We start from the raw sequence: 21,687 nt of genomic DNA, 5'->3' as shown, positions 1-21,687 counted from the left end.
GCGGTGAATAGCGGACGCCCATCTGAAGGAGGGGCATCATGAGTGCTGTGGCGCATGAGCAACCGATCACGGACTCCCCATCGCAGGCCGACATCCTGCTGGAGAGCTTCCTGAGCCTGCACTCCCCCGAAGGCTTCCGAGCCGAGCTCATCGGGGGAGAGATCATCGTGGCACCACCGCCGGACGGCGATCACGAGGACCACATCAACCACCTGCTCAAGCAGGTGATCCGGCGTTCCAAGACCGACATGAGCGTTTCCGGCGGCAAGGGCCTGCGCCTCGTGAGCGGTGGGCTCTGCCCGAAGAACCACGTCATCCCCGACGCCACGTTCGCCCCCGAGGAACTCCGCCTCTTCCGGGGAGCGCCCTCCTGGATGGAGCCGGACGGCGTCGCCATGGTCGCTGGGGTGACCTCCGCCAAGCCCGATCAGGACCGCATCGCCAAGCGGCACTGCTACGCCCGGGCCGGCATCCCGCTCTACCTTCTGATCGACCGCGAGAGGTCACAGGTCAGCCTGTTCGGCAAGCCGCACCGCGAGGAGTACACCGAGGTCCACCTGGCCGCCTTCGGTGAACCCCTCGCCCTCCCCGCGCCGTTCGACTTCGAACTCGACACCAAGCCCTTCCTCTAGGAAAAGCGGAACGGCTCGTACCCCCTCCCACACAGGGGGTACGAGCCGTTCGGCGTGCGGAGCGCGTCAGCTACGGGTGGCCATGGCGCGCAGGAAGAAGGTCAGGTTGGCCGGGCGCTCGGCGAGGCGGCGCATGAAGTAGCCGTACCACTCCTGACCGTACGGGAGGTACACGCGCATCGTGTTGCCCTCGCCGGCGAGGCGCAGCTGCTCCTCGGGGCGGATGCCGAACAGCATCTGGTACTCGAAGGAGTCCCGCTTGCGGCCGTTCCACTGGGCCAGCTGGCCGGCGATCTTGATCATGTTGGGGTCGTGCGAGGCGATCATCGGGTAGCCCTCGCCCGCCATCAGGATCTTCAGCGCGCGGACGTACGCGAGGTCGACCTCGTGCTTGCCCTGGAAGGCGACCGACTCGGGCTCCTTGTAGGCGCCCTTGCACAGGCGCACGCGGGAGCCGGCGCCGGAGAACTCGCGGCAGTCGGCCTCGGTGCGGCGCAGGTAGGCCTGCAGCACGACGCCGAGCCAGGGGAAGTCCGCCCGCAGCTCGCGCGCGATGGCGAGGGTGGAGTCGGTGGTGGTGTGGTCCTCCATGTCGAGGGTCACCGTGGTGCCCGCGTCCGCGGCGGCCTCGCAGATGCGGCGGGCGTTCTCCAGCGCGATCTTCTCGCCGTCCACCGGGAGGAACTGGCCGACGGCCGACAGCTTGACCGACACCTCGGCGCCGGCCGCCAGGCCGGTCTCCTTGAGGGCCTTGAGCAGGTGCTCGTAGGCCTCGGCGGTGTCGGCGGCCTGGGACGCGTCCTGGGTGTCCTCGCCGAGGTGGTCCAGGGTGACCTTGCGGCCGGTGGCGACCAGGTCGTCGCAGGCGGTGACGGCGTCGTCGAGGGCCTCGCCCGCGACGAAGCGCTCGACTATCGCGTGGGTCGGGGGGAACTTCTCGACCACGGTGCGGACCTGCGGGGACCGGGATGCCGCGAGAAGGGCGGAACGGAGCATCGTGACTCCTGGAGCTGGTGCTTCTAAGGGTGGCAGAAAGGGGGACCGGGGCGGCGGGCACGGGGGTGGGGCCGCCGCCCCGGCGGGGCGGCGCCCGGCTGCGGGGCCGGGCGTCGCGGGTGACCGGTGGCTACGGGAGCGCTTCGGTCGGAGGCGCTGGTCAGCCCATGTGCGGGTAGCGGTAGTCCGTCGGCGGGACGAAGGTCTCCTTGACCGAGCGGGTCGAGGTCCAGCGCGCCAGGTTCTGCTTGGCGCCGGCCTTGTCGTTGGTGCCGGAGGCCCGGCCGCCGCCGAAGGGCTGCTGGCCGACGACGGCGCCGGTCGGCTTGTCGTTGATGTAGAAGTTGCCGGCCGCGAAGCGCAGCTTCTCCATCGCGTGCTCGACGGCCGCGCGGTCCTGGGAGATGATCGAGCCGGTCAGGCCGTACGCCGACACCGACTCCATCTGCGCCAGCATCTCGTCGTACTTCTCGTCCTCGTAGACGTACACGGCGAGGATCGGGCCGAAGTACTCGTCACGGAAGTACTCCGCGGCCGGGTCCTGGCAGACCAGCACGGTCGGGCGGACGAAGTAGCCGACCGAGTCGTCGTAGGTGCCGCCGGCGAGGACCTCGACCTGCGGGTCCGCCTGGGCGCGGTCGATGGCGGCCTTGTTCTTGGCGAACGAGCGCTCGTCGATGACGGCCGACATGAAGTTGGACAGGTCGCTGACGTCGCCCATGCTGAGGCCGTCGACCTCGGCGGCGAACTCGTCCTTGAGGCCGGCCCACAGCGAGGCGGGGACGTAGGCGCGGGAGAGCGCCGAGCACTTCTGGCCCTGGAACTCGAAGGCACCGCGGGTCATCGCGGTCTTCAGGACCTTCGGGTCGGCGGACGGGTGGGCGACCAGGAAGTCCTTGCCGCCGGTCTCGCCGACGATCCGCGGGTAGGTGCGGTACTGCGAGATGTTGTTGCCGACCTCGCGCCACAGGTGCTGGAAGGTGGCGGTGGAGCCGGTGAAGTGGATGCCGGCCAGCGCCGGGTGCTTCAGCGCGACGTCGGAGACGGCCAGGCCGTCACCGGTCACCATGTTGATGACGCCCTTGGGGAGGCCGGCCTCCTCCAGCAGCTGCATCAGCAGGTGCGCGGAGAACTGCTGGGTCGGGGACGGCTTCCACAGCACCACGTTGCCCATCAGCGCGGGCGCGGTCGGCAGGTTGCCGGCGATCGCGGTGAAGTTGAACGGGGTGATCGCGTAGACGAAGCCCTCCAGCGGGCGGTGGTCGCTGCGGTTCCACACGCCGTCCGAGGAGATCGGCTGCTCGGCCATGATCTGGCGGGCGAAGTGCACGTTGAAGCGCAGGAAGTCGACCAGCTCGCAGGGGGTGTCGATCTCGGCCTGCTGGGCGGTCTTGGACTGGCCGAGCATGGTGGCGGCGGCCAGGGTCTCGCGCCAGGGGCCGGCCAGCAGGTCGGCGGCCTTGAGGAAGATCGCGGCGCGGGAGTCGAAGGAGAGCGCCTGCCAGGCCGGAGCAGCGGCCAGGGCAGCGTCGATGGCGTCCTGCGCGTCGGCCTGGGTGGCGTTGCGCAGGGTGCCGAGCCGAGCCGCGTGGTTGTGCGGCTGGACGACGTGGATCTCGGTGCCGCCGCCCATCCGGCGCTCACCGTTGATCGTCATGGTCAGCTGGACCGGCTCCTGGCCGCCCAGCTCCTTCAGCTTGGCCTCCAGACGGGCCCGTTCCGGGCTCCCGGGGGCGTAGCTGTGGACCGGCTCGTTCACCGGCGCGGGGACCTGGGTCACAGCGTCCATAGAGCGCACGCTCTCCTTCGTTCCATGCGGGGGGATTGCCGGCGCGGGTCGCACGCCGGCCACAGCACGAACGCTATTCCTGGGCACCGGGCCACTTGATTGGCCGGGCGGCTAAATTCCCCCGTACGGCGTTGTCCGCCCCGACGAAGGGGGTCACGCCGCGATCACGGCCTCCCCACAGGACCTTCCCCGCACGACTCCCCTCCCGGCCGCCTCCCGGCCCGCCGGAGCGTCAGGCCGCCCGCCCGGGACGGCCCGTCGTCCCGGTCGCGCCCGGGCCGACCGGGGCCACCCGGCGGTCCCAGTCGATCCGGTAGCCGTGCACCGGCCGCAGCATCCGCTCGGGGCTCAGGAAGGTCCGCATCGCGATCGGCGCGACCAGCCGGAACACCATCCGCCCGACCGGCCCGGAGGACTTCTGGCTGTTGGTGCGCGCCGCGTCGGCGGCGATCTTCTCGACCCGGGGCCGGCGCAGCGCCTCGTACGCGGCGAAGGCGGCGGTGTGGTCGGGCAGGTCGCGCAGGCAGCGGGCGAGTTCGACGGCGCTCTCGACGGCCAGCGACGCGCCCTGGCCGGAGCTGTTGGACGGGGCGTGCACCGAGTCGCCGACCAGCACCATCCGGCCGCGGTACCAACGCGGCACGGACGGCATGATCTCCAGTCGCGGGAACACCTCCATGGTCTCGACGTCCGCCATCCGCAGCACCTCCCGGGCCGGCAGGTCGGCGGAGTGCAGCTCGCGGCAGCGGCGCAGCCACTCCGCCGCGCCGACCGCGCGGACCTCCTCCGGGGCCATCGGCTCGGGCTGCGGGATGTTGCTGAACCAGGCGGTGCCGCTGCCGCCGGGCAGGCCCCAGTAGCCGAAGAAGGCGCGGGCGCCGTTGGCGAAGTGCACGGACTCGCCGCGGCCGGCCCGGCCGGGCAGCCGGTAGGAGCTGTAGCCGCCGACGCCGAGCAGTCCGGTGTACTGGGCGGCGGGCGCGGCCGGGTCGATCAGGGTGCGGACGGTGGATCCGGTGCCGTCGGCTCCGATCAGCAGGTCCCCGGTGGCGCTGCTGCCGTCGGCGAACCGGGCGGTGATCCCGTCGGCGCCCTCCTCGACGCCGACCAGCCGCTTGCCCCAGTGCACCTCGACGCCGGTCTCCCGCAGCCGCCGCTGGAGCACCTCGTACAGCTCGGCGCGGCGCATCAGCCGACCGCGCGGCAGGTCGGCGAGGCCGCTGAACTCGGCGAGCACGCCGCCCTTGCCGTCCTCGATCACCATCGGCCCGACCGGTTGCCCGATCCGGCCGACCTCGGCCTCCAGCCCGACGACGGCCAGGGCGCCCAGCCCGTTGGGGGCGATCATGAAGGTCCCGCCGACGCCCTCGGCGGAGTCCCGGTAGGCCTCGAACACGACCGGTTCGAGGCCGGCCTTGCGCAGCGCCAGCGCCGTCACCGGCCCGGCGATGCCGCCGCCGATGACCAGGGCCTTCTTGGACGTACCAGGTGTACCAGGTGCACTCATTGCAGACTCCCGAACTGTTCCTGCCAGGTCCGGACGAAGTCCGGCTCCCGGAGTTGCGCGATGAGGCGCTCGACGAAGGCGACCTCGGCCTCCAGCCCGCCGACCCGGTACTCCTCCTCGATCAGGAAGATCCAGCCGACGCCGTCAGCCGTGGCCGTGCGCATCTCCTCCCGGATGGCCGCCACCTCGGCGACCAGGGCGGTCCGCCGCCGCTCCAGCAGCTCCGCGGCCTCGGCCGGCGGGAGCACCATGAGCAGCGACAGCGAGACCCCGAACGCGGGGTACTCGTGCTGCGGTTCGGCGACGAGTTCGCGCATCCAGTCGTGGAGCTCCGTCCGGCCCTCGGGCGTGAGGGCGTAGACGGTGCGCTCCGGCCGCTGGGTGTCGCGGACGGTCTCCTGCTCGGCGACGAAACCGGCCTTCCGCAGCTGCTCCACCACCATGTACAGCGAGCTGCGGTTGTACTTGATGTTGCGGTCCTTGGCGTGCTCCTTGAGCCGCCGCCCCATTTCGTAGGGGTGCATCGGCTCGGCCAGGAGTTCGGCCAGGACCGCCAACGCCAGCGGGTTCGACACCTTGCGTCGCTTCGCCACGAGACGTCCTCATCTCTTGGTCAGTACTGACTATCCATTCTCGGATAGTCAGGGTCAACTATTCAGGATCGACGAACTGGAACTCTGTCCGCCCGGCTAAAATCAACCACACGCCGTTGTCCGAACGGATGAGGGACGGAGGAAGGAGGTCCGGATGACCACCCCCGGCCTGCCGCTCCGTCACCTGCTGATGTCCCTCGGCGAGCCCCTGGTCGAACTGCAGGCCGCCCCGCAGGGCCTGGACGTCCCGGTCCGCGACGTCGCGATCCTCGACCCGGAGGACCCGCCGACCGCCGCCCCCGGCGAGCTGGTGCTCGCGATCGGCGCCCGCGGCCGGGCCGCGCTCCCCGCCCTGCGCGCGGCCGGCCGGGCCGGCGCGGCCGCCGTGGCGGTCAAGCTGGACGGCCCCGGCCAGGCCGACGCGCTGCGCGAGGCCGCCACCGACGCGGGCGTCGCGCTGCTCTCGGTGCGCCGGGAGACCCGCTGGGAGCACCTCGACTCGCTGGCCCGGGCGATCATCGCCGGACCGGACGCCCCGGACGCGCCCGGCGCCCCCGAGCCCAACGCGGGCGACCTCTTCTCCCTCGCCCAGACCGTCGCCGTGCTCACCAACGGCATCGTCTCGATCGAGGACACCTCCAGCCGGGTGCTGGCCTACTCCCGCTCCTCCGACTCCGACGAGGTCGACGACCTGCGCCGGCTCTCCATCCTCGGCTGGCAGGGCCCGGAGCCGTACCTGTCCAAGCTCCGCGAGTGGGGCATCTTCCAGCACCTGCGCAGTTCGGACGCCCCGATCGCGGTCGAGCCGCACCCCGAGCTCGGCCTGCGCCGCCGTCTGGCCGTCGGCATCCGGGCCGGGGCGCAGCCGCTCGGCACCATCTGGGTGCAGGAGGGCGCGCAGCCGCTGGCCCCGCTGGCCGAGCAGGCCCTGGTCGGCGCCGCCCGGGTCGCGGCCGCCCAACTGGTGCGCCGCCGCCGAGAGCTGTCCGCCGACGTCCGGCTCACCCGGACACTGCTCACCGGACTGCTGGAGGGCTCCACCGGCCCCCAGTCGCTCGCCACCCACATCGGCCTGGACCTGCGCCGCCCGGCCACCGTGCTGGCCTACGGCGCGCACACCACCGAGGTGCTGCACCGCTCCGACGTCACCGGCCTGATCTCGGTGCACACCGCCGCCCGGCACCGCGCCGCGCTGCTCGCCCCGATCGAGTCCCGGGTGTACGTGCTGCTGCCCGAGCTGCCGCCCGGCCTGCCGATGGCCACCGTGCGCGGCTGGGCCTCCGAGGTGGTGACGGCCGCCCGGGAGCACCTCGGCGTCCCGCTGCGCGCCGCGATCGGCTCGACCGTCGACGGCCTGGCCCAGGTGCCCGACTCCCGCGCGCAGGCGGACCGCATCCTGGACGCGATGGGCCGCGGCGGAGTGGACCTCGACGTCGCGGCGCTGATCGACGTCCAGGCGGAGGTGCTGGTCAGCGAGGTGGTCGCGCTGCTGCAGGAGCGCACCGGCCTGCGCGACCCGCGACTCACCGCGCTCACCGCGTACGACCGCCGGCACGGCACCCGGCTCGCCGAGTCGGTGCTCGCCTGGCTGGACGCGCTCGGCGAGGTCCGGGTGGCCGCGGACGCCCTGCACATCCACCCCAACACCCTGCGCTACCGGGTGCGCCGCGCCGAGCAGTTGACCGGCATCGACCTCGCCCAGCCGCAGCAGCGGCTGCTGGCGATGCTGCAACTGCGGCTGCCCGCGGACGACTGGTCCGCGGGCAGCCGGTCACGCTCCGAGGGCTCCGGGGGTCACTCGCCGTAGCCCTGGCCGCGCTCCGGGGGTCACTCGCCGTAGCCCTGGCCGCGCTTGTGCTCGTTCAGCCGGTGCCACGGGCCGGTGACGGCCAGCTGGATGCCCGGGGTCTGGATGTTGGCGAACAGGGTCCTGCCGTCGTCCGAGAAGGTCACCCCGGTGAACTCGCTGAACTCGGGCTTCTCGGCGGTGCCGATGTTCAGCTCGTTGCGGGCGATCGGGTACACCAGCCCGTCCTCGGTGGCGCCGAACAGGTGCGAGACGCCCTCGCCGTCCTCGCAGATCACGATGCCGCCGTACGGCGAGACGGTGATGTTGTCCGGGCCGTCGTAGTTGTCGTGGTCGCCCCAGACGTCGGTGTTGACGCCCAGCAGGACCTTCAGGGTGATGGTGCGGCGGGCCGGGTTGTAGAACCACACCTGGCCGTCGTGCTGCAGCGGGCTCTCCGAGCGGGCGTAGCTGGAGACGAAGTAGAAGCCGCCGTCACCCCACCACATGCCCTCCAGCTTGCGGGCGCGGCTGACCTCGCCGTCCTTGAACTGCTTGCGCACGGACACGGTCCTGGCGTCGCGGTCCTGGACCTTGACCCAGTCCACCCCGTAGGTGGTGCCGACCTTGGTGGCGCGGGAGAGGTCGTCGACGAACTTGCCCTGCGCGTCGAAGACCTTGAAGGCCTCCAGCACACCGGCGTCGGCGGCCAGCTTGCGCAGCTGGTAACGGCCGTGCCGGAAGCCGGCCGGCGGGGTCCAGCGGAACAGCAGGCCGTTGGGGTTCGAGGCGTCCTCGGTCAGGTAGACCTGGCCGCGCTTGGGGTCGACGACCACGGCCTCGTGCGCGTAGCGGCCGAAGGCCTTCACCGGCTGCGGGTCGCGGTTGTAGTCGTCGTCGAACGGGTCGACCTCGAAGACGTACCCGTGGTCCTTGGTGAAGCCGTTCTTGCCGGCCTTGTCCTCGGTCTCCTCGCCGGACAGCCAGGTGCCCCACGGGGTGATGCCGCCGGCGCAGTTGGTGGCGGTGCCGGCGATGCCGACCCACTGCTCGACCGAGCCGTCCCGCTTGGCGTGCACGATGGTGCAGCCGCCGGCCGCGCCCGGGTCGTAGACGTGGCCCTCGGTCAGCGGCACCGGGTGCGGCCACTTGTCGCGCGCGCCGGACAGCTCGTGGTTGACGACCATGTAGTTGCCGCCGTGCTCGTCCTCGAAGGCGGAGGTGCCGTCGTGGTTGCTCGGGGTGAACTCGCCGGTGCGCAGCCTGGTGACGCCGGCCCGGTTCAGGACCTTGTACGAGAAGCCCTTGGGCAGGGACAGCAGCCCGGCCGGGTCCTGCACCAGCGCGCCGTAGCCGACGGCGGTGCCACCGGCCGCGTTGGTCCCGGCGGCCGGAGCGGCCGGGGCCTCGCCGCCGGCCGGGGCGGCGATCGCACCGGGGGCGCTGGCCAGGGCCCCGGCGCTGCCGGCGATCAGCACACCGGCCCCGACGACGGTGGAACGGTTGACGAAGTCCCGGCGGGACAGCGACATGGCAGCAACTCCTGAAGGGATGGGCGCGGGCGTCGGGGTGGGATGCCGACGCCCAGCAGGCTCCGCCGGACGGGTGAACCCGGGATGACGCGCACCTCACATCCGGGCGGCCATTTGCCGACCGATGACCGACACATGACCTCCGCTTTGCCAAGTCAGCGTCAGCTTTGCCGCGTCACACCGTCAGCCCCGCCGCGGTTCCCGCACCGCGCGGGCGGCCCGCCGGCCCGTCAGCGCCGCGCCGACCGCCACTGCTCCCAGGCCGCCAGCCACAGCTGCTCGGCCAGCCGGTGCTCCTCCCACACCCCGGCCCCGCCGCCGCCCGGCCGCTCCCGCCACAGCTGCGCCCAGGCCCGCTGGGCCGGCAGGCTCGCCACCTCACTGGCGAACACCGTGTACCGGACGACCTCCTCGACGGCCGCCTCGCCCTCCGCCGTGCCGACCAGCCAATGCGTCTGCTGGGACAGCCGGTTGAGATGGTTGACCATCGCGGTCACCGCCGCCGCGGCCTCCTCCCGGGTCTCGGTGGCCAGCCGCATCTGCTGGCGCACCGCCGCCTCCCAGCGCACCGCGCAGGCGTCGCCGCGCAGCCCGCGCGGCAGCCGCGGCGTGCGCCCGGCCCGGACCTGCGCCTCGATCGCGGCGGTCTCGGCGATGCTCTGCGCGATCAGCGACCGGTGCGCCTCCAGCCCGACGACGGGCGGCAGTTCGCGCTCCTCCACCGGGACGTACCGGGCCTGCCGGGAGGCGAGGTCGCGCAGCAGGTCGGTGCGCCCGCGCAGGTACCGCTCGAAGTCGCCGATCCCGCCGAGCTCCACCCCGCCGGGGGCCACCCCCCGGCCGCAGACCGTCACGGTCAGCCCGCCGACCCGCAGCCGCCCGGCCCACACCGGCTCGGGCCCGTCCGTCGCCGCCCCGGGCGGCAGCTCCGGCCGGTCCTCGTGCACCTCCACCGCGCACGGCTCGCCGTCCACCGTGATCCACTCGCGCAGCGCCCGTACCCGGCCCGGGCCGTCGCCCTCGTCCAGGCCCAACTGCTCGTAGACCCGGTCCCGTTCGTCCTCGACCACGTCCTCCAGCTCGGGCAGCGGCTCGCACTGCTCGGCCCCCGGCCGGTAGGTGCGCACGGTCACGTACGGGCCCGCGGCGGAGCGCCAGTCGCCGCACTGCACCTCGACCCAGCGCAGCGCGCCGCCGGCGGTCTCGAAGGCGGCCAGCGCCTCACCGGTGCGGGCCGGCCCGTCGACCACGCCGTACACCGGGAAGTCGACCGCGGCCAGGGTCCGGCGGGAGAAGTCCTCCTGGTCGGCGAACTGGTCGGCGAACTGGTCGCCGACCGTGTCCGAGACCAGGCCCGCGGCCTGGCCGGTGACCTGGTCCGCGACCTGGTCCGGAAGATGACCGGCGAAACGATCCTCCTGGCCCGGCCGGTCGGGCACCGGGGCGGGGCCCCCGGGCCCGGTGTTCCACTCCTGGTGCCTGCCGCCGCTCTCCCGCATCATCCTGTGCCGCACCCCCGAGTCCTCGCGCCCGCACCGCTGACGCCACCTTACGTGCCCGCCGCTGCCGGGTCATCAGCTCGACTGCCGGCCGGGGGCGGTGGCCGTGTCAGGACCCCCGGTTGTCAGCCGCCCTCCCTAACCTGGCGGCATGACAGCACAGAGCAGCACCACCACCACGGACGGCACGGCGGCCCCGAACGGCTTCCCCGCCAGGATCAGCATCGTCACCCTCGGCGTCACCGACCTCGACCGCAGCGCCCGGTTCTACGAGGGCCTCGGCTGGCGGCGCTCCTCCGCCTCCAGCCCGGAGATCGTCTGGTTCCGCACCGCCGACTCGGTGCTCGGACTCTTCCCCAGCGACGAGCTGGCCGCCGACGCGGGCGTGCCGGCCACCGGCGAGCCGTCGTTCCGCGGCGTCACCCTCGCGGTGAACCTGGAGTCCCCCGCGCTGGTGGACGCCGCGATGACGACGGCCGTCGGGGCCGGCGCCGTGCTGGTCAAGCCGCCGGCCGCGACGAGCTGGGGCGGCTACTCCGGCTACTTCGAGGACCCGGACGGCCACCTCTGGGAGCTGGCCCACAACCCCTTCGTCCCCTTCACCGAGGACGGCTCCCTGGACCTCCCCTGACCCGACCCGGTCCACCCCGCCCCGGCCGACCCGACCCACCCCGGCCGACCCACCCCGGCCGACCGGCCGCCCGGGTGCTCGGCCTAGTTCTTCGACCGCGCCTTGAAGGCCGCCTTGCGCGCCTCCTTGGCCACCGCCCGGTCCAGGTGCAGTTCCCCGATCGCCTCCAGGACGTCCGCCGTGTACGGGTGGTCGACCCGCCACAGCTCGCCGAACCAGGTCGCCGGGTCGCCCTTCACCGGCAGGTCGGTGACCAGGTCGCGCAGCAGCTCGGCGTCCCCTCCGTTGTCCAGCAGCTGGGCGGCGAAGGTGTCGACCACCGTCCACAGCGTCATCGCCCGCCCCGGCACCGGCACGTCCGTCGCACCCCGGGCGGTCAGCCAGGCCCGCGCCGCGCCGCCCAGCTCCGGGTCGTCCAGCACCTCCCGGACGGCCGGCTCGGCGTCCGGCCCCAGCATGTCGAGCCCCGAGACGCAGAGCATCCGCCGCAGCGGGCCGTACGCGTCGTCGCCGTGCGCCGCCGCGAGCAGCTCGCGCGCCGCCGCCACCGGCTCCCGGCCGGTCGTCCACACGCGCAGTTCCTCGTCCGGCAGGACGTTGGCCGACTCGCACAGCCCGCGCAGCAGCTCGACCGCGTCGCCCTGGGCCAGCTCGCCGACCAGCGGCGCGTCGTAGCCGTCCTCCAGCAGCCACTGCCGGATGCCGTACTGGCCGAGCGGGGTGAGCCGGACCAGGCCGAAGCGGGCCGACTCCTCCTCGTCCAGCGGCTCCTCGCCGACGACGGCGGGCTCGTCGCCCTCCTCCTCGTCGAACAGCTCCGGGTCGATCGGGCGGTAGTCCAGCAGGCCCAGCTCGGCGAGGTCGCCCAGCATCGGGTCCAGCGCGACCATCACGTCGGTGATGTCGCCGAGCAGCTCCTCGCTCGGCTCCTCGCCCTCCGGCACCACCAGCAGCGCGGCCAGCACGCCCAGCGGGACGGTCTCGTTGCCCGGCTCGGCGAAGGCGGTGGTCTCGTAGAGCACCTGCAGCGCCTCGTCCAGCAGCTCGGCGGCCTCGTCCCGGGCCTCCTCGACCTCGTTCAGGCCGTCCTCGTCCTCCTCGTCCGCTCCGGCCGCCGCCTCGCCGTCCTCCTCGGGCAGCGAGTCGGCCTCCACGGCCAGCTCCCGGACGATCCCGGCGGCGGTCAGCCACAGCTCCAGGACGGTCTCCGGGTCGCCCTGCTCGGCGGGCTCCAGGTCCGGGCCCGGGACGGCGACGTGCTCGCCCTCCGCGGTCGTGCCGAGCTCCACCAGGTCGAGGTCGCAGGCCAGCGACCAGGCCCGCAGCGCCTCCACCTCGGTCTCCTCGGGCACCTCGCCCTCGGCCGGGGCCAGGCCCAGCAGGCGCGCCGCGGGGGCCCGGTCCTCCTCCACCAGGTCGCCGAACTCGTCCACCGCCCGGTGCGGGGCGGCCCAGCGGGCCAGCGTCAGCGCGTACCCGAACATCGGGACGGCCTTCGCCTGCTCGGCCAGCTCCTCCTCGGAGGGCAGCTTGACCGGCGGGACGAGCACGGCCGCGTCGTCCAGGTCCTCGTCGTCCAGACCGTGCGCGGCGAACGCCCCGTAGAGGTCCTGCAGCTCCAGGTCGGCGGGCAGCACCGCCTCGGCCGCACCCTCTCCCCCCGAAGCCCCGGCGTTCTTCCGACGTCGTCCGGCCATCGTTTGCGCTCTCCCTCAGCCAGCGGTCAGCCCAAACAGCTCCGCGTACCGATCTACCACCTCAGCGTATAGGTCGGGCACCCGCGATGCCCGGCCTCCGGGGGCGCTCACAGGGGCGCGCGCCGTATCCGTGCGCCCACCGTTTATCCTTCGCTCTGGCACCCGCGCACACCCCGCGCGGGCCACCGGGCAACGAAGCCCACCTCTCACAGCTCATCCGCTCCACCAGGGAGCCCCGCACCGCGGCCACCACCACAGCGCCTCAGGACGGGCGCGCCGGCACACCCCGCCGACCCCGGTGGCGCCCTGCCACAGGAGACCCCTCACATGGCGGACCTCTCCCCCGCCGGCTCCGGCCTGCGCACCGCGCAGCTCGACGGACGCCGACTGTCGGAGGCCCTGCTCCCCCTGGAGCTCGCGCCGCGCGCCCAGCTCCAGCTCTCCGCGATCAGCCGCTGGAACGCCCTGCGCGGAGTCCGCGTCGGCCTGGTGGCCGCCGCCCTGCTGCTGATGCTGATCGGTGCCAACCTGGCGACGCCGATCTACCCGCTCCTCCAGCAGCGCCTCGGGCTCGGCCCGCTCGACACCACGATCCTCTTCACGGTCTACGTCTTCGCGCTGGTCCCGGTGCTGGCCATCGTCGGCCACTGGTCCGACCACCTCGGCCGCCGCGCCCTGATCCTGCCCGCCGTCGCCCTGGCCGCCGCCGGCGACGTCGTCTTCGCCACCTCCGGCAGCTTCTGGCAGCTCGCCGCCGGCCGGGCGATCCAGGGCATAGCCGTCGGCCTGTCCACCGGCGCCGCCGGGGCCGCCCTCGGCGACCTGCTGCCCGACCACCCGACCCTGGCCGCCAAGCTCACCCTGGCCTGCTCGGCGGGCGGCGTCGCCCTCGGCCCGATCGTCGGCGCCCTGCTGTCCGGCGGCTCCGACCCACTGCTGACGCCCTTCCTGCTGCACGCCATCGCGCTCCTCGCGCTCTGCGTGCCGCTCGCCCTGGTCCACCCCCGGATGCCCGGCCGCAACCGCCCGCCGGCCTCCCCGCCCCGGATCACCACCCCGGCCCACCTGCGCCCGCAGCGCCTGCGGCTGCCCCGCACCGGCCGCCGCGAGTTCCTGCTCGCCGCCTCGGCCGGCTTCATCTCCTACGCGGTCTTCGGCGTCTACCTCAGCCTGGCCCCGGCCTTCGCCGCCAAGCTGCTGAACAGCCCCTCGCACCTGACCGGCGCTGTGGTCGCGGCCCTGCTGCTCGGCTCCTCGGCCGCCGCCCAGCTCGTCGTCCCGCCGACCGCCGACCGCAAGGTCATCGCCCTCGGCATGACCGGACTGGCCGCCGGCCTGGGCCTCGTCGTCGCCGCCGGCTACACCGGCACCCCGGCACTGCTCTTCATCGGCAGCGTCCTCGGCGGCATCTGCCAGGGCGTGGCCTTCCGCTCCCTCTTCACCACCGCCGTCGCCGCACTGAACCCCGAACGCCGGGGCTCCGAGCTCTCCGCCCTCTGGGTCATCGTCTACCTCGGCAGCTCCCTCCCCATCGTCGCCGTCGGCGCCCTGGTCAGGAGCTACGGCCTCCTCCCCGCCGTCAGCGGCTTCGCCGCCCTCGCCGCCGTCCTCTGCGCGGCCCTGGCCGTCGCCGTGGCCCGCAAGCCGAAGGCCGCCTGACCGCGCACCCACCCGCAAACGCCGCTGCCCGGGACTTCCGAAGGGGAAGTCCCGGGCAGCGGCGTTTCCGCCACCGGATGAACACCCGCGCGTCATCCGCTCCGCTGAGCAGCGTCCCCCGCCGTTCCCCACCATCCACCCCCCACCCCGCCTCCCGGCGGGTGCCCGCCCCCGCCGCCCAGCCGGGCGGCGCGCGGCGGGGGCGGGGGCGGAGCAGGACCACGTAGCTGCCGGAGAGGGGCCCCTCTACAGGAACACCCGGAGGCCGCCCAGGTAGTCGTCGGGGTTGCGGCGCAGGAGCAGGACCCGCCCGTCATGGTTGATCAGGGCTGCGGCGACGAAGCGGGTGATGCCGGCGGCTTCGGCGTCGGCCGCCAAGCCGGCCACGAACTCGGGGGAGGTGACGGTCACAGCAGCTCCTCGTGATGGTCGCTGATCTTCATGGCCGCGCGGACGTACTGCTCGGCCAGCTGCAGATCCCGCCCACGATGCCAGACCGGAAGCTTGATCATGTGAGCGTGGGCCTGCTCGGCGACCGGGAAGTCGCCCGGCTCGTACCGGCGGTGGGAGTGCCGATGGCTGGGGAGCAGCGCCGTCTGGTGCCGGTACGGCGGCAGCTGGTTCACCGGGCAGGTGGAGCCGGGCCGGTCGAACTCGGTGGCGCTCTCGGCGATCAGCGCCTGGTGGAAGCGCTCGATGCTCAAGCCACCGAGCTCGCCGGGGTGGCTTGAGCATCGACCCGTACCAAGACGGAACCACCCCATCGGGTACAGCACCGCCAAGGCCGGACTCCTCGGCCTCACCAGGTCGCTGGCCAGGGAACTTGGCCCGGCCGGGATCTGCGTGAACACTGTCGTACCCGGAGCCATCCAGGTCGAGGCGGAGAACGACCTGCCCGCCCACCACCGAGCCCGACCTGAGGACCAGATCCGCCGCCAATGCGTCCAGCGCCGAGGTCGCCCCGAGGACGTCGCCGCGGCGGTCGCCTTTCTCGCCGGCCCCAGCGCGTCCTTCATCACCGGCCAGTCGTTGCACGTCGACGGTGGCTGGATCCTCCACTGAACCGCCCGTCCCGCCGAACAGGAAGCAGGCCACCATGCAGCACCGCGTCCGCGCCGTCCTCCTCACCCCGAACGACACCATGCTGCTGATCAAGCGCATCCGCCCCGGCATCGACCCGTACTGGGTGATCGTCGGCGGAAAGATCGAGCCCACCGACGCCAGCCCCGAAGAGGCCCTGCTGCGCGAGGTCCGCGAGGAGATCGCGGGCGAGGCCGAGATCGTCAGTCTCCTCCACAGCATCGAGACGGACGACGAGCGCCAGGACTTCTACCTCGCCACCGTCGACAAATGGAGCTTCGAGGATCGCACCGGCCCCGAGTTCAGCCAGGAAGGCCGGGGCGAGTACCTCCTGGAGGAGATCCCCCTCACCACCCAAGCCCTCGACGCGATCAACCTCCTGCCCCAGGAGATCGCCGGGGTCCTCCACAAGGCCGTCGAACGCGGGGACCTTCTCGCCGCCAGGTAGCCGCAATCCGGTCGCTGCGTCAGCACGCTGGTCACGCACTGAATGTCACGAAATTCTCACACCGTGTCAAATGCCGTGGTACGTTCCGTAATCCAATCAAAAACAGGTGACCCCGGCAGCGCGCCAACGCTCCGGGGTCCGGCAACAGGAGCCACAACTCCCGATGCGCATCCATCGTAGCGCCCACGTGCGCAACTTCACCGTGCTGCCCAACGCCGTTCTCCAGTACCGGCGGCTGAGTTACACCGCCCGAGGCCTTCTCGCGGACCTCCTCTCCCGACCCGACGGCTGGCGCGAGGACGGACGGCACATGGCCGACAGCAGCCCGCAGGGACGCGGCGCGGTCCGCAAGGCGTTGAAGGAACTGGCCGAGGCCGGGTACTACCGGGTCGAGAAGATCCGCATGCCCGACGGCACGATCATCACCGAGACCCACGTCTACGACACCCCACACCTCACGGCGCCACCGGGTGCCACCCGCCCGGCGCCCGGTGCAGCGGCAACCGGCCCTGCTGGCAGCCCTGTTGTAAAGAACCGGCAGCAAGAACCCTCCCTCCCCACGCGCCCGCCAGGCGAAAGCGACCAGGAAGGAGGGGAGGAACCACCCGAGATCCGCGAGGCCGTGGCCACCCTGTTCCGGGTGATCCGCCCCGAGCCCCGGCTGCGCTTGGGCGAGGCCGAAGCCGCCGAACTCGCGCCCCTCGTCGCACAGTGGCTGCAGCGCGGCGCGACTCACGCCGACCTCGCCCACGCCCTGCTGCCGGGCCTGCCCACCCCGATGCACTCGGCGACCGCCGTGCTCCGCTACCGGCTGGAGCACAAGATGCCGCCCGCCCGGCCTGCCGCACGGCCACCGACCCGGTACGCCGAGTGCGCCACCTGCCACGACCCCGTGCCCCGACCGGGCATCTGCCGCCCGTGCGCCGGCCTGGCCACCCGAACCCCCACGGCCCACAAGAGCGCGGACGTGGCCACCGCAGGTGCCGCCCGAGTCCGGACCGCCCTGCGCTCCGCGATGACCGGCAGTCGACCCGCACACATCGCAGTCTGAGACACGCTCTCCACCAGCCCGAAGGCACACCGATGGGACAGGGCCCAGGCCCGATCGCTTCCGCCGGGTGGGGGGAAGGGCCACGGGGAACGGCGGTGAACCCACCCGACGCAGCAGATCACGCGCGGGCGTCCACCGACGACGGGCGGACCCCGCCGCCGCCCCTCTAGCGGGACTGGGCGACCAGGCGCCATAGGCGGGACGGGGCGGGGAGGCCCAGTTCGGTGCGCAGCCGCCGCTCGTAGCGTTCGACGTCTTCCAGGGCTTCGCCCGGGTTGCCCTCCGCGAGGTGGGCCCTGACCAGCCAGGCCTGGCTGCTCTCGCGCAGGGGATCGGCGTGGACGGCGGCGCCGGCGGCGGCCACCGCCTCGGGGAAGCGGCGGGCCTCGACGAAGGCGCCGGCCAGGGCCTCCAGGGCGTGGACGCGCAGGCGCCGCCAGTTGTCGGCCCGCAGCAGCGTCCAGTCCTCGTACCAGCCCGGCAGCAGGTCGGCCGAGAGGCGGTCGACGGCCGCCAGCCCGAGGCCGGCCCGGGCGGGGGCCGCCTCGGTGGCCAGGACGCGGTGGGCCAGTGTCCGCGCCTCGCGCAGGTCCACGCCGACGCCGTCGGCCAGCCTGAGCTCGGTCGGGCCGACCTCCAGCGCCTCCCGGCCCGCGGCCGGGAGGCGGGTCAGCGCCGAGCGCAGACTCGCGGAGGCGCAGCGCTCGGCGGCGTCCGGCCAGAGCGTGCCGGCGACCAACGGGCGAGGCACGTTCCCGTTGCAGCACAGCGCCACGAATGCGAGTAATCGCTCCGCCCCCGCGGACACGGCCACCGACGCGTCACCGACCGAGAGGTCGAAGCCGCCGAGCAGAGCGAGTCGCACGCGGGTGCCGGGTGCCGGGGAGCGCAGGTCGCCGCAGGCCATCCAACCACCGTCTCTTCGTGCACGGATCAGCCCCTTCTCCATGCTGCGCCGCCCGCTCGGCGCTGTCGACCGCAGTCGACCCACACCGTCGGCCTCAGTCGGTCCTCACACCGTCGACCTCAGTCGATCCTCACGCAGTACCCGACCGCGATCGAGGCCGTGACCCGGCCCGAGGTCAGGTCGATGGCCCGCGCGGTCGCGTTCTTCGACGCGCAGGTGTACGGATGGCCGGTGAAGAGGCCGAAGCTGCCGCCCGCGAACCCCGCGTTCCGGACGGCGGTCACGTCCCCGTGCCACACCACGGCGCCGGTCGAGTTCAGGATGATCTGGACCCGCACCGTGCCGCCGATGTTGAAGTGGTCACCGCCGAACTCCAGTTGGCCCGCGGTGTTGGCGGCCCAGAGCCGCACCGCGAGGCGCCGGTCGTCGGCCTGGCTGTTGTCGAACTTGGTCTGCGACCGGGTCTGCGGAGTCACGCAGACGGTGTCGCCCACCCAGGCCTCGCGCCAGACGAAGCCCTGGACGCAGAACCCGTTCGGCAGCGTCCGGACCGGCACCTGGCTGTTGTCGAACGCCGCCTGGGACCGGATGTCCGGGGTGACGCAGACATGGTCTCCGGGCCTGGCGTCCCTCCAGACGTAGCCCTGGCGGCAGGTGTCCGGCCCGAAGTCCTGGGCCTGTGCCGAGGACGCCCCCAGCAAGGCCGCTCCGAGCCCCAGAACCGCCGCCATCATCGTGTTCGCACCAGTACGCAGGATCCGCCGGGTGGTCATCTCCCCACCTCCTCGTAGAAGCCTGCGCCCACCCTCCAACGCACCCCGTCACCGCGGCGTGACACTCGGGAACGTCGGACACCCTGCCGCTGGGAACGGCCGGAACAGCCGGAAACACCGCTGCCGCGCGACCCCGAGGGTTCGCGCGGCAGCGGAACAACGATCGACCGTCAGCCTCAGACGTTGAAGCCCAGCGCCCGGAGCTGCTCGCGCCCGTCGTCGGTGATCTTGTCCGGGCCCCACGGCGGCATCCAGACCCAGTTGATGCGCAGGTCCTGCACCAGGCCGTCGGTGGCGGTCTTGGCCTGGTCCTCGATGACGTCGGTCAGCGGGCAGGCCGCCGAGGTGAGCGTCATGTCGATGGTGGCCACGTCGGACTCGTCGATGTGGATGCCGTAGATCAGGCCCAGGTTGACGACGTCGATGCCCAGTTCGGGGTCGACGACGTCCATCAGGGCCTCGGTCAGGTCCTCCACCGAGACGGTGCCGGCGGTGGTGCCGACGATCAGGCCGGTCGGCTGCTCCTCCGCAGCGGAGGCCGTGGCGTCGGCTGCCGTCGCGTCGGCGGCGGTGGTGCTCTCGTCACTCATGGTCTTGTCCTCCTTCGCGGGATCAGTCGTTCACGGCGGGGTGCTGGGCGAGCGCCTGCGCGGTGGCGTCCTTCCAGGCCATCCAGCTGAGCAGGGCGCACTTGACCCGGGCCGGGTACTTGGAGACGCCGGCGAACGCGACCGCGTCCTCCAGCACCTCCTCGTCGCCCTCGCCCTGGCCCTTGCTCTGCATCAGCTCGAGGAAGGCCTCCTGGACCGCCTGCGCCTCGCCGACGGACTTGCCGACCACCAGGTCGTTGAGCACCGAGGCGCTCGCCTGGCTGATCGAACAGCCCTGCGACTCGTACGAGACGTCGGCGACCGTCGCGCCGTCGAGCTTCACCCGCAGGGTGATCTCGTCGCCGCACGTCGGGTTGACGTGGTGCACCTCGGCGTCGCCGTCCCGCAGCCCCTTGCCGTGGGGGTTGCGGTAGTGGTCCAGGATGATGTCCTGGTACATCGAGTCGAGCTTCATGGTCGTCCTGCCCCGTCCCGTCAGCCGAAGAAGTTCCGGACGTGGTGCAGGCCGTCGATCAGCGTGTCGACCTCGCCCGGCGTCGAGTACAGGTAGAACGACGCCCGCGTGGTCGCCGGAATTCCGTACCGCAGGCACACCGGCCGCGCGCAGTGGTGGCCGACGCGCACGGCGATGCCCTGCTCGTCCAGCACCTGGCCCACGTCGTGCGGGTGGATGTCGCCCAGCGTGAACGAGATCGCGGCACCGCGGTCCACGGCCGTGCGCGGGCCGATGATCCGCAGGTCGGGGACCTCCAGCAGCCGCTCGACCGCGTACTCGGTGATCGCGTGCTCGTGCGCCGCGATCTTCTCCATCCCGACACCGGTCAGGTAGTCGATGGCCGCGCCGAGGCCGACCGCCTGGGCGATCGGCGGGGTGCCGGCCTCGAACTTGTGCGGCGCCGGGGCGTAGGTGGACGAGCCCATGGTGACGGTCTCGATCATCTCGCCGCCGCCGAGGAACGGCGGGAGGTCCTCCAGCAGTTCCTGGCGGCCCCAGAGCACGCCGATGCCGGTCGGGGCCAGCATCTTGTGGCCGGTGAAGGCGACGAAGTCGGCCTCCAGCGCCTGGACGTCCAGCACCATGTGCGGCGCGGCCTGCGAGGCGTCGACGACGACCAGCGCGCCGACCGACTGGGCCTTGCGGACGATCGTCTCGACCGGGTTGACCGTCCCGAGCAGGTTGGAGACCAGGGTGAAGGAGACCACCTTGGTCTTCTCGGTGATCAGCTCGTCGATGTTCGACAGGTCGAGCCGGCCCTCGTCGGTCAGCCCGAACCACTTCAGCTTCGCGCCGGTGCGCTGCGACAGCAGCTGCCACGGGACGATGTTGGAGTGGTGCTCCATCTCCGTGATGACGATCTCGGAGTCGGCGTCCACGCGGTACGGCTCGTCGGCCCAACCGAGCATGTTGGCCACGAGGTTGAGCGATTCCGAGGCGTTCTTGGTGAAGATCACCTCGTTGCGGCTGGGCGCGTTGACGAAGGCCGCGACCTTGTCCCGGGCGCCCTCGTACAGCGCCGTGGCCTCCTCGGCGAGCACGTGCACGCCGCGGTGGACGTTGGCGTTGTGCCGCTCGTAGTAGGCGGTCAGCGCTTCGAGCACCTGGCGCGGCTTCTGCGAGGTCGCCGCGTTGTCCAGGTAGACCAGCGGCTTGTCGTCGTGGAGCAGCCGCTGCAGGACCGGGAAGTCCTTGCGGATCGCGTCGGTGTCGAGCAGGCCGGTAAAGGTATGGGTCACTCGGACGCGCCGCCCTTCACGTAGGACTCGTAGCCCTCTTCCTCCAGCTTGTCGGCCAGCTCGGCACCGCCGGACTCGACGATGCGGCCGCCCGCGAAGACGTGGACGTAGTCGGGCTGGATGTACCGCAGGATGCGGGTGTAGTGGGTGACCAGCAGGGTGCCGACCTCGCCGGTCGAACGGACCCGGTTGATGCCCTCGGAGACGATCCGCAGCGCGTCGACGTCCAGGCCGGAGTCGGTCTCGTCGAGGATCGCGATCTTCGGCTTGAGCAGTTCGAGCTGGAGGATCTCGTGGCGCTTCTTCTCACCGCCGGAGAAGCCCTCGTTGACGTTGCGCTCGGCGAAGGCCGGGTCCATCTGGAGGGCGGCCATCGCCTCCTTGACCTCCTTCACCCACAGCCGCAGCTTCGGGGCCTCGCCGCGGACGGCGGTGGCGGCGGTGCGCAGGAAGTTGCTGACCGAGACGCCCGGGACCTCGACCGGGTACTGCATGGCCAGGAAGACGCCCGCCTTGGCGCGCTCGTCGACGGACATCTCCAGGACGTCCTCGCCGTCCAGCAGCACCGAGCCGCCGGTCACGGTGTACTTGGGGTGGCCGGCCAGCGAGTAGGCCAGGGTGGACTTGCCGGAGCCGTTCGGACCCATGATGGCGTGGGTCTCGCCCTGCTTCACGGTCAGGTCGACGCCCTTCAGGATCTCGCGCGGGCCGTTCTCGGCCTCGACGGAGACGTGCAGGTCGCGGATTTCAAGGGTTGCCATG

General features: G+C 72.5%; 22 protein-coding genes. 7 read left to right on the top strand and 15 right to left on the bottom strand.

What is annotated here, in order from left to right; genetic code table 11:
- Positions 1 to 38 precede the first annotated feature (38 nt).
- Entirely contained in the window at positions 39 to 632 is a 594-nt protein-coding gene (locus tag ACIRD3_RS20975; RefSeq protein WP_402218644.1) for a Uma2 family endonuclease, read from the top strand.
- Positions 633 to 698: 66 nt separating this feature from the next.
- Here ACIRD3_RS20975 and ACIRD3_RS20970 read toward each other — a convergent pair whose 3' ends face one another.
- From ACIRD3_RS20970 to ACIRD3_RS20955, 4 genes are all read right to left on the bottom strand, one after another.
- On the bottom strand, positions 699 to 1,628 hold the full coding sequence (locus ACIRD3_RS20970) for a proline dehydrogenase family protein (protein ID WP_402218641.1): 930 nt from the start codon (positions 1,626 to 1,628) through the stop codon (positions 699 to 701).
- 160 nt (positions 1,629 to 1,788) lie between these two features.
- The gene (gene pruA, locus ACIRD3_RS20965) at positions 1,789 to 3,417 is read right to left on the bottom strand and encodes an L-glutamate gamma-semialdehyde dehydrogenase (RefSeq protein ID WP_402218639.1); all 1,629 of its coding nucleotides are present in this window, start codon (positions 3,415 to 3,417) and stop codon (positions 1,789 to 1,791) included.
- A gap of 232 nt (positions 3,418 to 3,649) precedes the next feature.
- A complete protein-coding gene (locus ACIRD3_RS20960) occupies positions 3,650 to 4,924 on the bottom strand; it encodes an FAD-dependent oxidoreductase (RefSeq protein ID WP_402218637.1) in 1,275 nt (424 codons plus the stop codon).
- Positions 4,921 to 5,517 carry a PadR family transcriptional regulator gene (locus ACIRD3_RS20955; protein WP_402218634.1) on the bottom strand — a complete coding sequence of 199 codons (597 nt, stop codon included), beginning with the start codon at positions 5,515 to 5,517 and terminating at the stop codon, positions 4,921 to 4,923. Before ACIRD3_RS20955 ends, ACIRD3_RS20960 begins: the two co-directional genes overlap by 4 nt.
- A 154-nt stretch (positions 5,518 to 5,671) precedes the next feature.
- On the opposite strand from ACIRD3_RS20955, the gene ACIRD3_RS20950 reads away from it, so the two are divergent.
- Positions 5,672 to 7,324, top strand: coding sequence for a PucR family transcriptional regulator (locus tag ACIRD3_RS20950; RefSeq protein ID WP_402218632.1), 1,653 nt, complete (start codon positions 5,672 to 5,674; stop codon positions 7,322 to 7,324).
- A 20-nt stretch (positions 7,325 to 7,344) separates the two neighbouring features.
- Here the strand turns inward: ACIRD3_RS20950 and ACIRD3_RS20945 are convergent, their stop codons facing one another.
- Together ACIRD3_RS20945 and ACIRD3_RS20940 are read right to left on the bottom strand one after the other, a co-directional pair.
- On the bottom strand, positions 7,345 to 8,835 hold the full coding sequence (locus tag ACIRD3_RS20945; RefSeq protein ID WP_402218629.1) for an alkaline phosphatase PhoX: 1,491 nt from the start codon (positions 8,833 to 8,835) through the stop codon (positions 7,345 to 7,347).
- 230 nt (positions 8,836 to 9,065) lie between these two features.
- Positions 9,066 to 10,349: a hypothetical protein gene (locus ACIRD3_RS20940; protein WP_402218627.1), complete on the bottom strand. Its 1,284-nt coding sequence runs from the start codon at positions 10,347 to 10,349 to the stop codon at positions 9,066 to 9,068.
- A gap of 136 nt (positions 10,350 to 10,485) precedes the next feature.
- Here ACIRD3_RS20940 and ACIRD3_RS20935 point away from each other — a divergent pair, with 136 nt between their 5' ends.
- Positions 10,486 to 10,965 (top strand): VOC family protein, encoded by a 480-nt coding sequence (locus ACIRD3_RS20935; RefSeq protein WP_402218624.1) that lies wholly within the window; start codon positions 10,486 to 10,488, stop codon positions 10,963 to 10,965.
- Between the two features lie 83 nt (positions 10,966 to 11,048).
- Here ACIRD3_RS20935 and ACIRD3_RS20930 read toward each other — a convergent pair whose 3' ends face one another.
- Positions 11,049 to 12,662, bottom strand: coding sequence for a hypothetical protein (locus ACIRD3_RS20930; protein ID WP_402218621.1), 1,614 nt, complete (start codon positions 12,660 to 12,662; stop codon positions 11,049 to 11,051).
- A gap of 327 nt (positions 12,663 to 12,989) precedes the next feature.
- Between ACIRD3_RS20930 and ACIRD3_RS20925 the strand changes: the two genes are divergently transcribed.
- Positions 12,990 to 14,321, top strand: a complete 1,332-nt coding sequence (locus tag ACIRD3_RS20925; protein WP_402218618.1) for an MFS transporter — start codon at positions 12,990 to 12,992, stop codon at positions 14,319 to 14,321.
- A 246-nt stretch (positions 14,322 to 14,567) separates the two neighbouring features.
- Here the strand turns inward: ACIRD3_RS20925 and ACIRD3_RS20920 are convergent, their stop codons facing one another.
- Both ACIRD3_RS20920 and ACIRD3_RS20915 read right to left on the bottom strand, forming a co-directional pair.
- Positions 14,568 to 14,732, bottom strand: a complete 165-nt coding sequence (locus tag ACIRD3_RS20920) for a hypothetical protein (RefSeq protein ID WP_402218616.1) — start codon at positions 14,730 to 14,732, stop codon at positions 14,568 to 14,570.
- The gene (locus ACIRD3_RS20915; protein WP_402218614.1) at positions 14,729 to 15,025 is read right to left on the bottom strand and encodes a hypothetical protein; all 297 of its coding nucleotides are present in this window, start codon (positions 15,023 to 15,025) and stop codon (positions 14,729 to 14,731) included. Before ACIRD3_RS20915 ends, ACIRD3_RS20920 begins: the two co-directional genes overlap by 4 nt.
- On the opposite strand from ACIRD3_RS20915, the gene ACIRD3_RS20910 reads away from it, so the two are divergent.
- From ACIRD3_RS20910 to ACIRD3_RS20900, 3 genes are all read left to right on the top strand, one after another.
- Positions 15,018 to 15,383: an SDR family oxidoreductase gene (locus tag ACIRD3_RS20910; protein WP_402218612.1), complete on the top strand. Its 366-nt coding sequence runs from the start codon at positions 15,018 to 15,020 to the stop codon at positions 15,381 to 15,383. The two genes, ACIRD3_RS20915 and ACIRD3_RS20910, sit on opposite strands and share 8 nt — an antisense overlap.
- Positions 15,384 to 15,417: 34 nt before the next feature.
- A complete protein-coding gene (locus ACIRD3_RS20905; RefSeq protein ID WP_402218609.1) occupies positions 15,418 to 15,849 on the top strand; it encodes an NUDIX domain-containing protein in 432 nt (143 codons plus the stop codon).
- A gap of 163 nt (positions 15,850 to 16,012) precedes the next feature.
- Complete coding sequence (locus ACIRD3_RS20900) at positions 16,013 to 16,900, top strand: hypothetical protein (RefSeq protein WP_402218606.1); 888 nt, start codon at positions 16,013 to 16,015, stop codon at positions 16,898 to 16,900.
- Positions 16,901 to 17,066: 166 nt separating this feature from the next.
- Here ACIRD3_RS20900 and ACIRD3_RS20895 read toward each other — a convergent pair whose 3' ends face one another.
- The 6 genes from ACIRD3_RS20895 to sufC all read right to left on the bottom strand — a co-directional run bounded on the left by ACIRD3_RS20895 (position 17,067) and on the right by sufC (position 21,686).
- On the bottom strand, positions 17,067 to 17,807 hold the full coding sequence (locus tag ACIRD3_RS20895) for a BTAD domain-containing putative transcriptional regulator (protein ID WP_402218604.1): 741 nt from the start codon (positions 17,805 to 17,807) through the stop codon (positions 17,067 to 17,069).
- 119 nt (positions 17,808 to 17,926) lie between these two features.
- Positions 17,927 to 18,580 carry a hypothetical protein gene (locus ACIRD3_RS20890; protein WP_402218601.1) on the bottom strand — a complete coding sequence of 218 codons (654 nt, stop codon included), beginning with the start codon at positions 18,578 to 18,580 and terminating at the stop codon, positions 17,927 to 17,929.
- Positions 18,581 to 18,756: 176 nt separating this feature from the next.
- Entirely contained in the window at positions 18,757 to 19,170 is a 414-nt protein-coding gene (locus tag ACIRD3_RS20885) for a metal-sulfur cluster assembly factor (RefSeq protein WP_402218598.1), read from the bottom strand.
- Positions 19,171 to 19,192: 22 nt separating this feature from the next.
- Positions 19,193 to 19,645 carry a Fe-S cluster assembly sulfur transfer protein SufU gene (gene sufU, locus ACIRD3_RS20880; RefSeq protein WP_350521371.1) on the bottom strand — a complete coding sequence of 151 codons (453 nt, stop codon included), beginning with the start codon at positions 19,643 to 19,645 and terminating at the stop codon, positions 19,193 to 19,195.
- Positions 19,646 to 19,665: 20 nt separating this feature from the next.
- The gene (locus ACIRD3_RS20875; RefSeq protein WP_402218596.1) at positions 19,666 to 20,925 is read right to left on the bottom strand and encodes a cysteine desulfurase; all 1,260 of its coding nucleotides are present in this window, start codon (positions 20,923 to 20,925) and stop codon (positions 19,666 to 19,668) included.
- Complete coding sequence (gene sufC / locus ACIRD3_RS20870; RefSeq protein WP_402218593.1) at positions 20,922 to 21,686, bottom strand: Fe-S cluster assembly ATPase SufC; 765 nt, start codon at positions 21,684 to 21,686, stop codon at positions 20,922 to 20,924. The genes ACIRD3_RS20875 and sufC overlap by 4 nt, the downstream gene beginning before the upstream one ends.
- Position 21,687: the final 1 nt, after the last annotated feature.

Origin of the sequence: Kitasatospora sp. NPDC093550 (assembly GCF_044764985.1) — a bacterium.
In the GTDB taxonomy this organism is placed as follows: domain Bacteria; phylum Actinomycetota; class Actinomycetes; order Streptomycetales; family Streptomycetaceae; genus Kitasatospora.
This window is presented reverse-complemented; position numbering and strand designations above follow the sequence as displayed.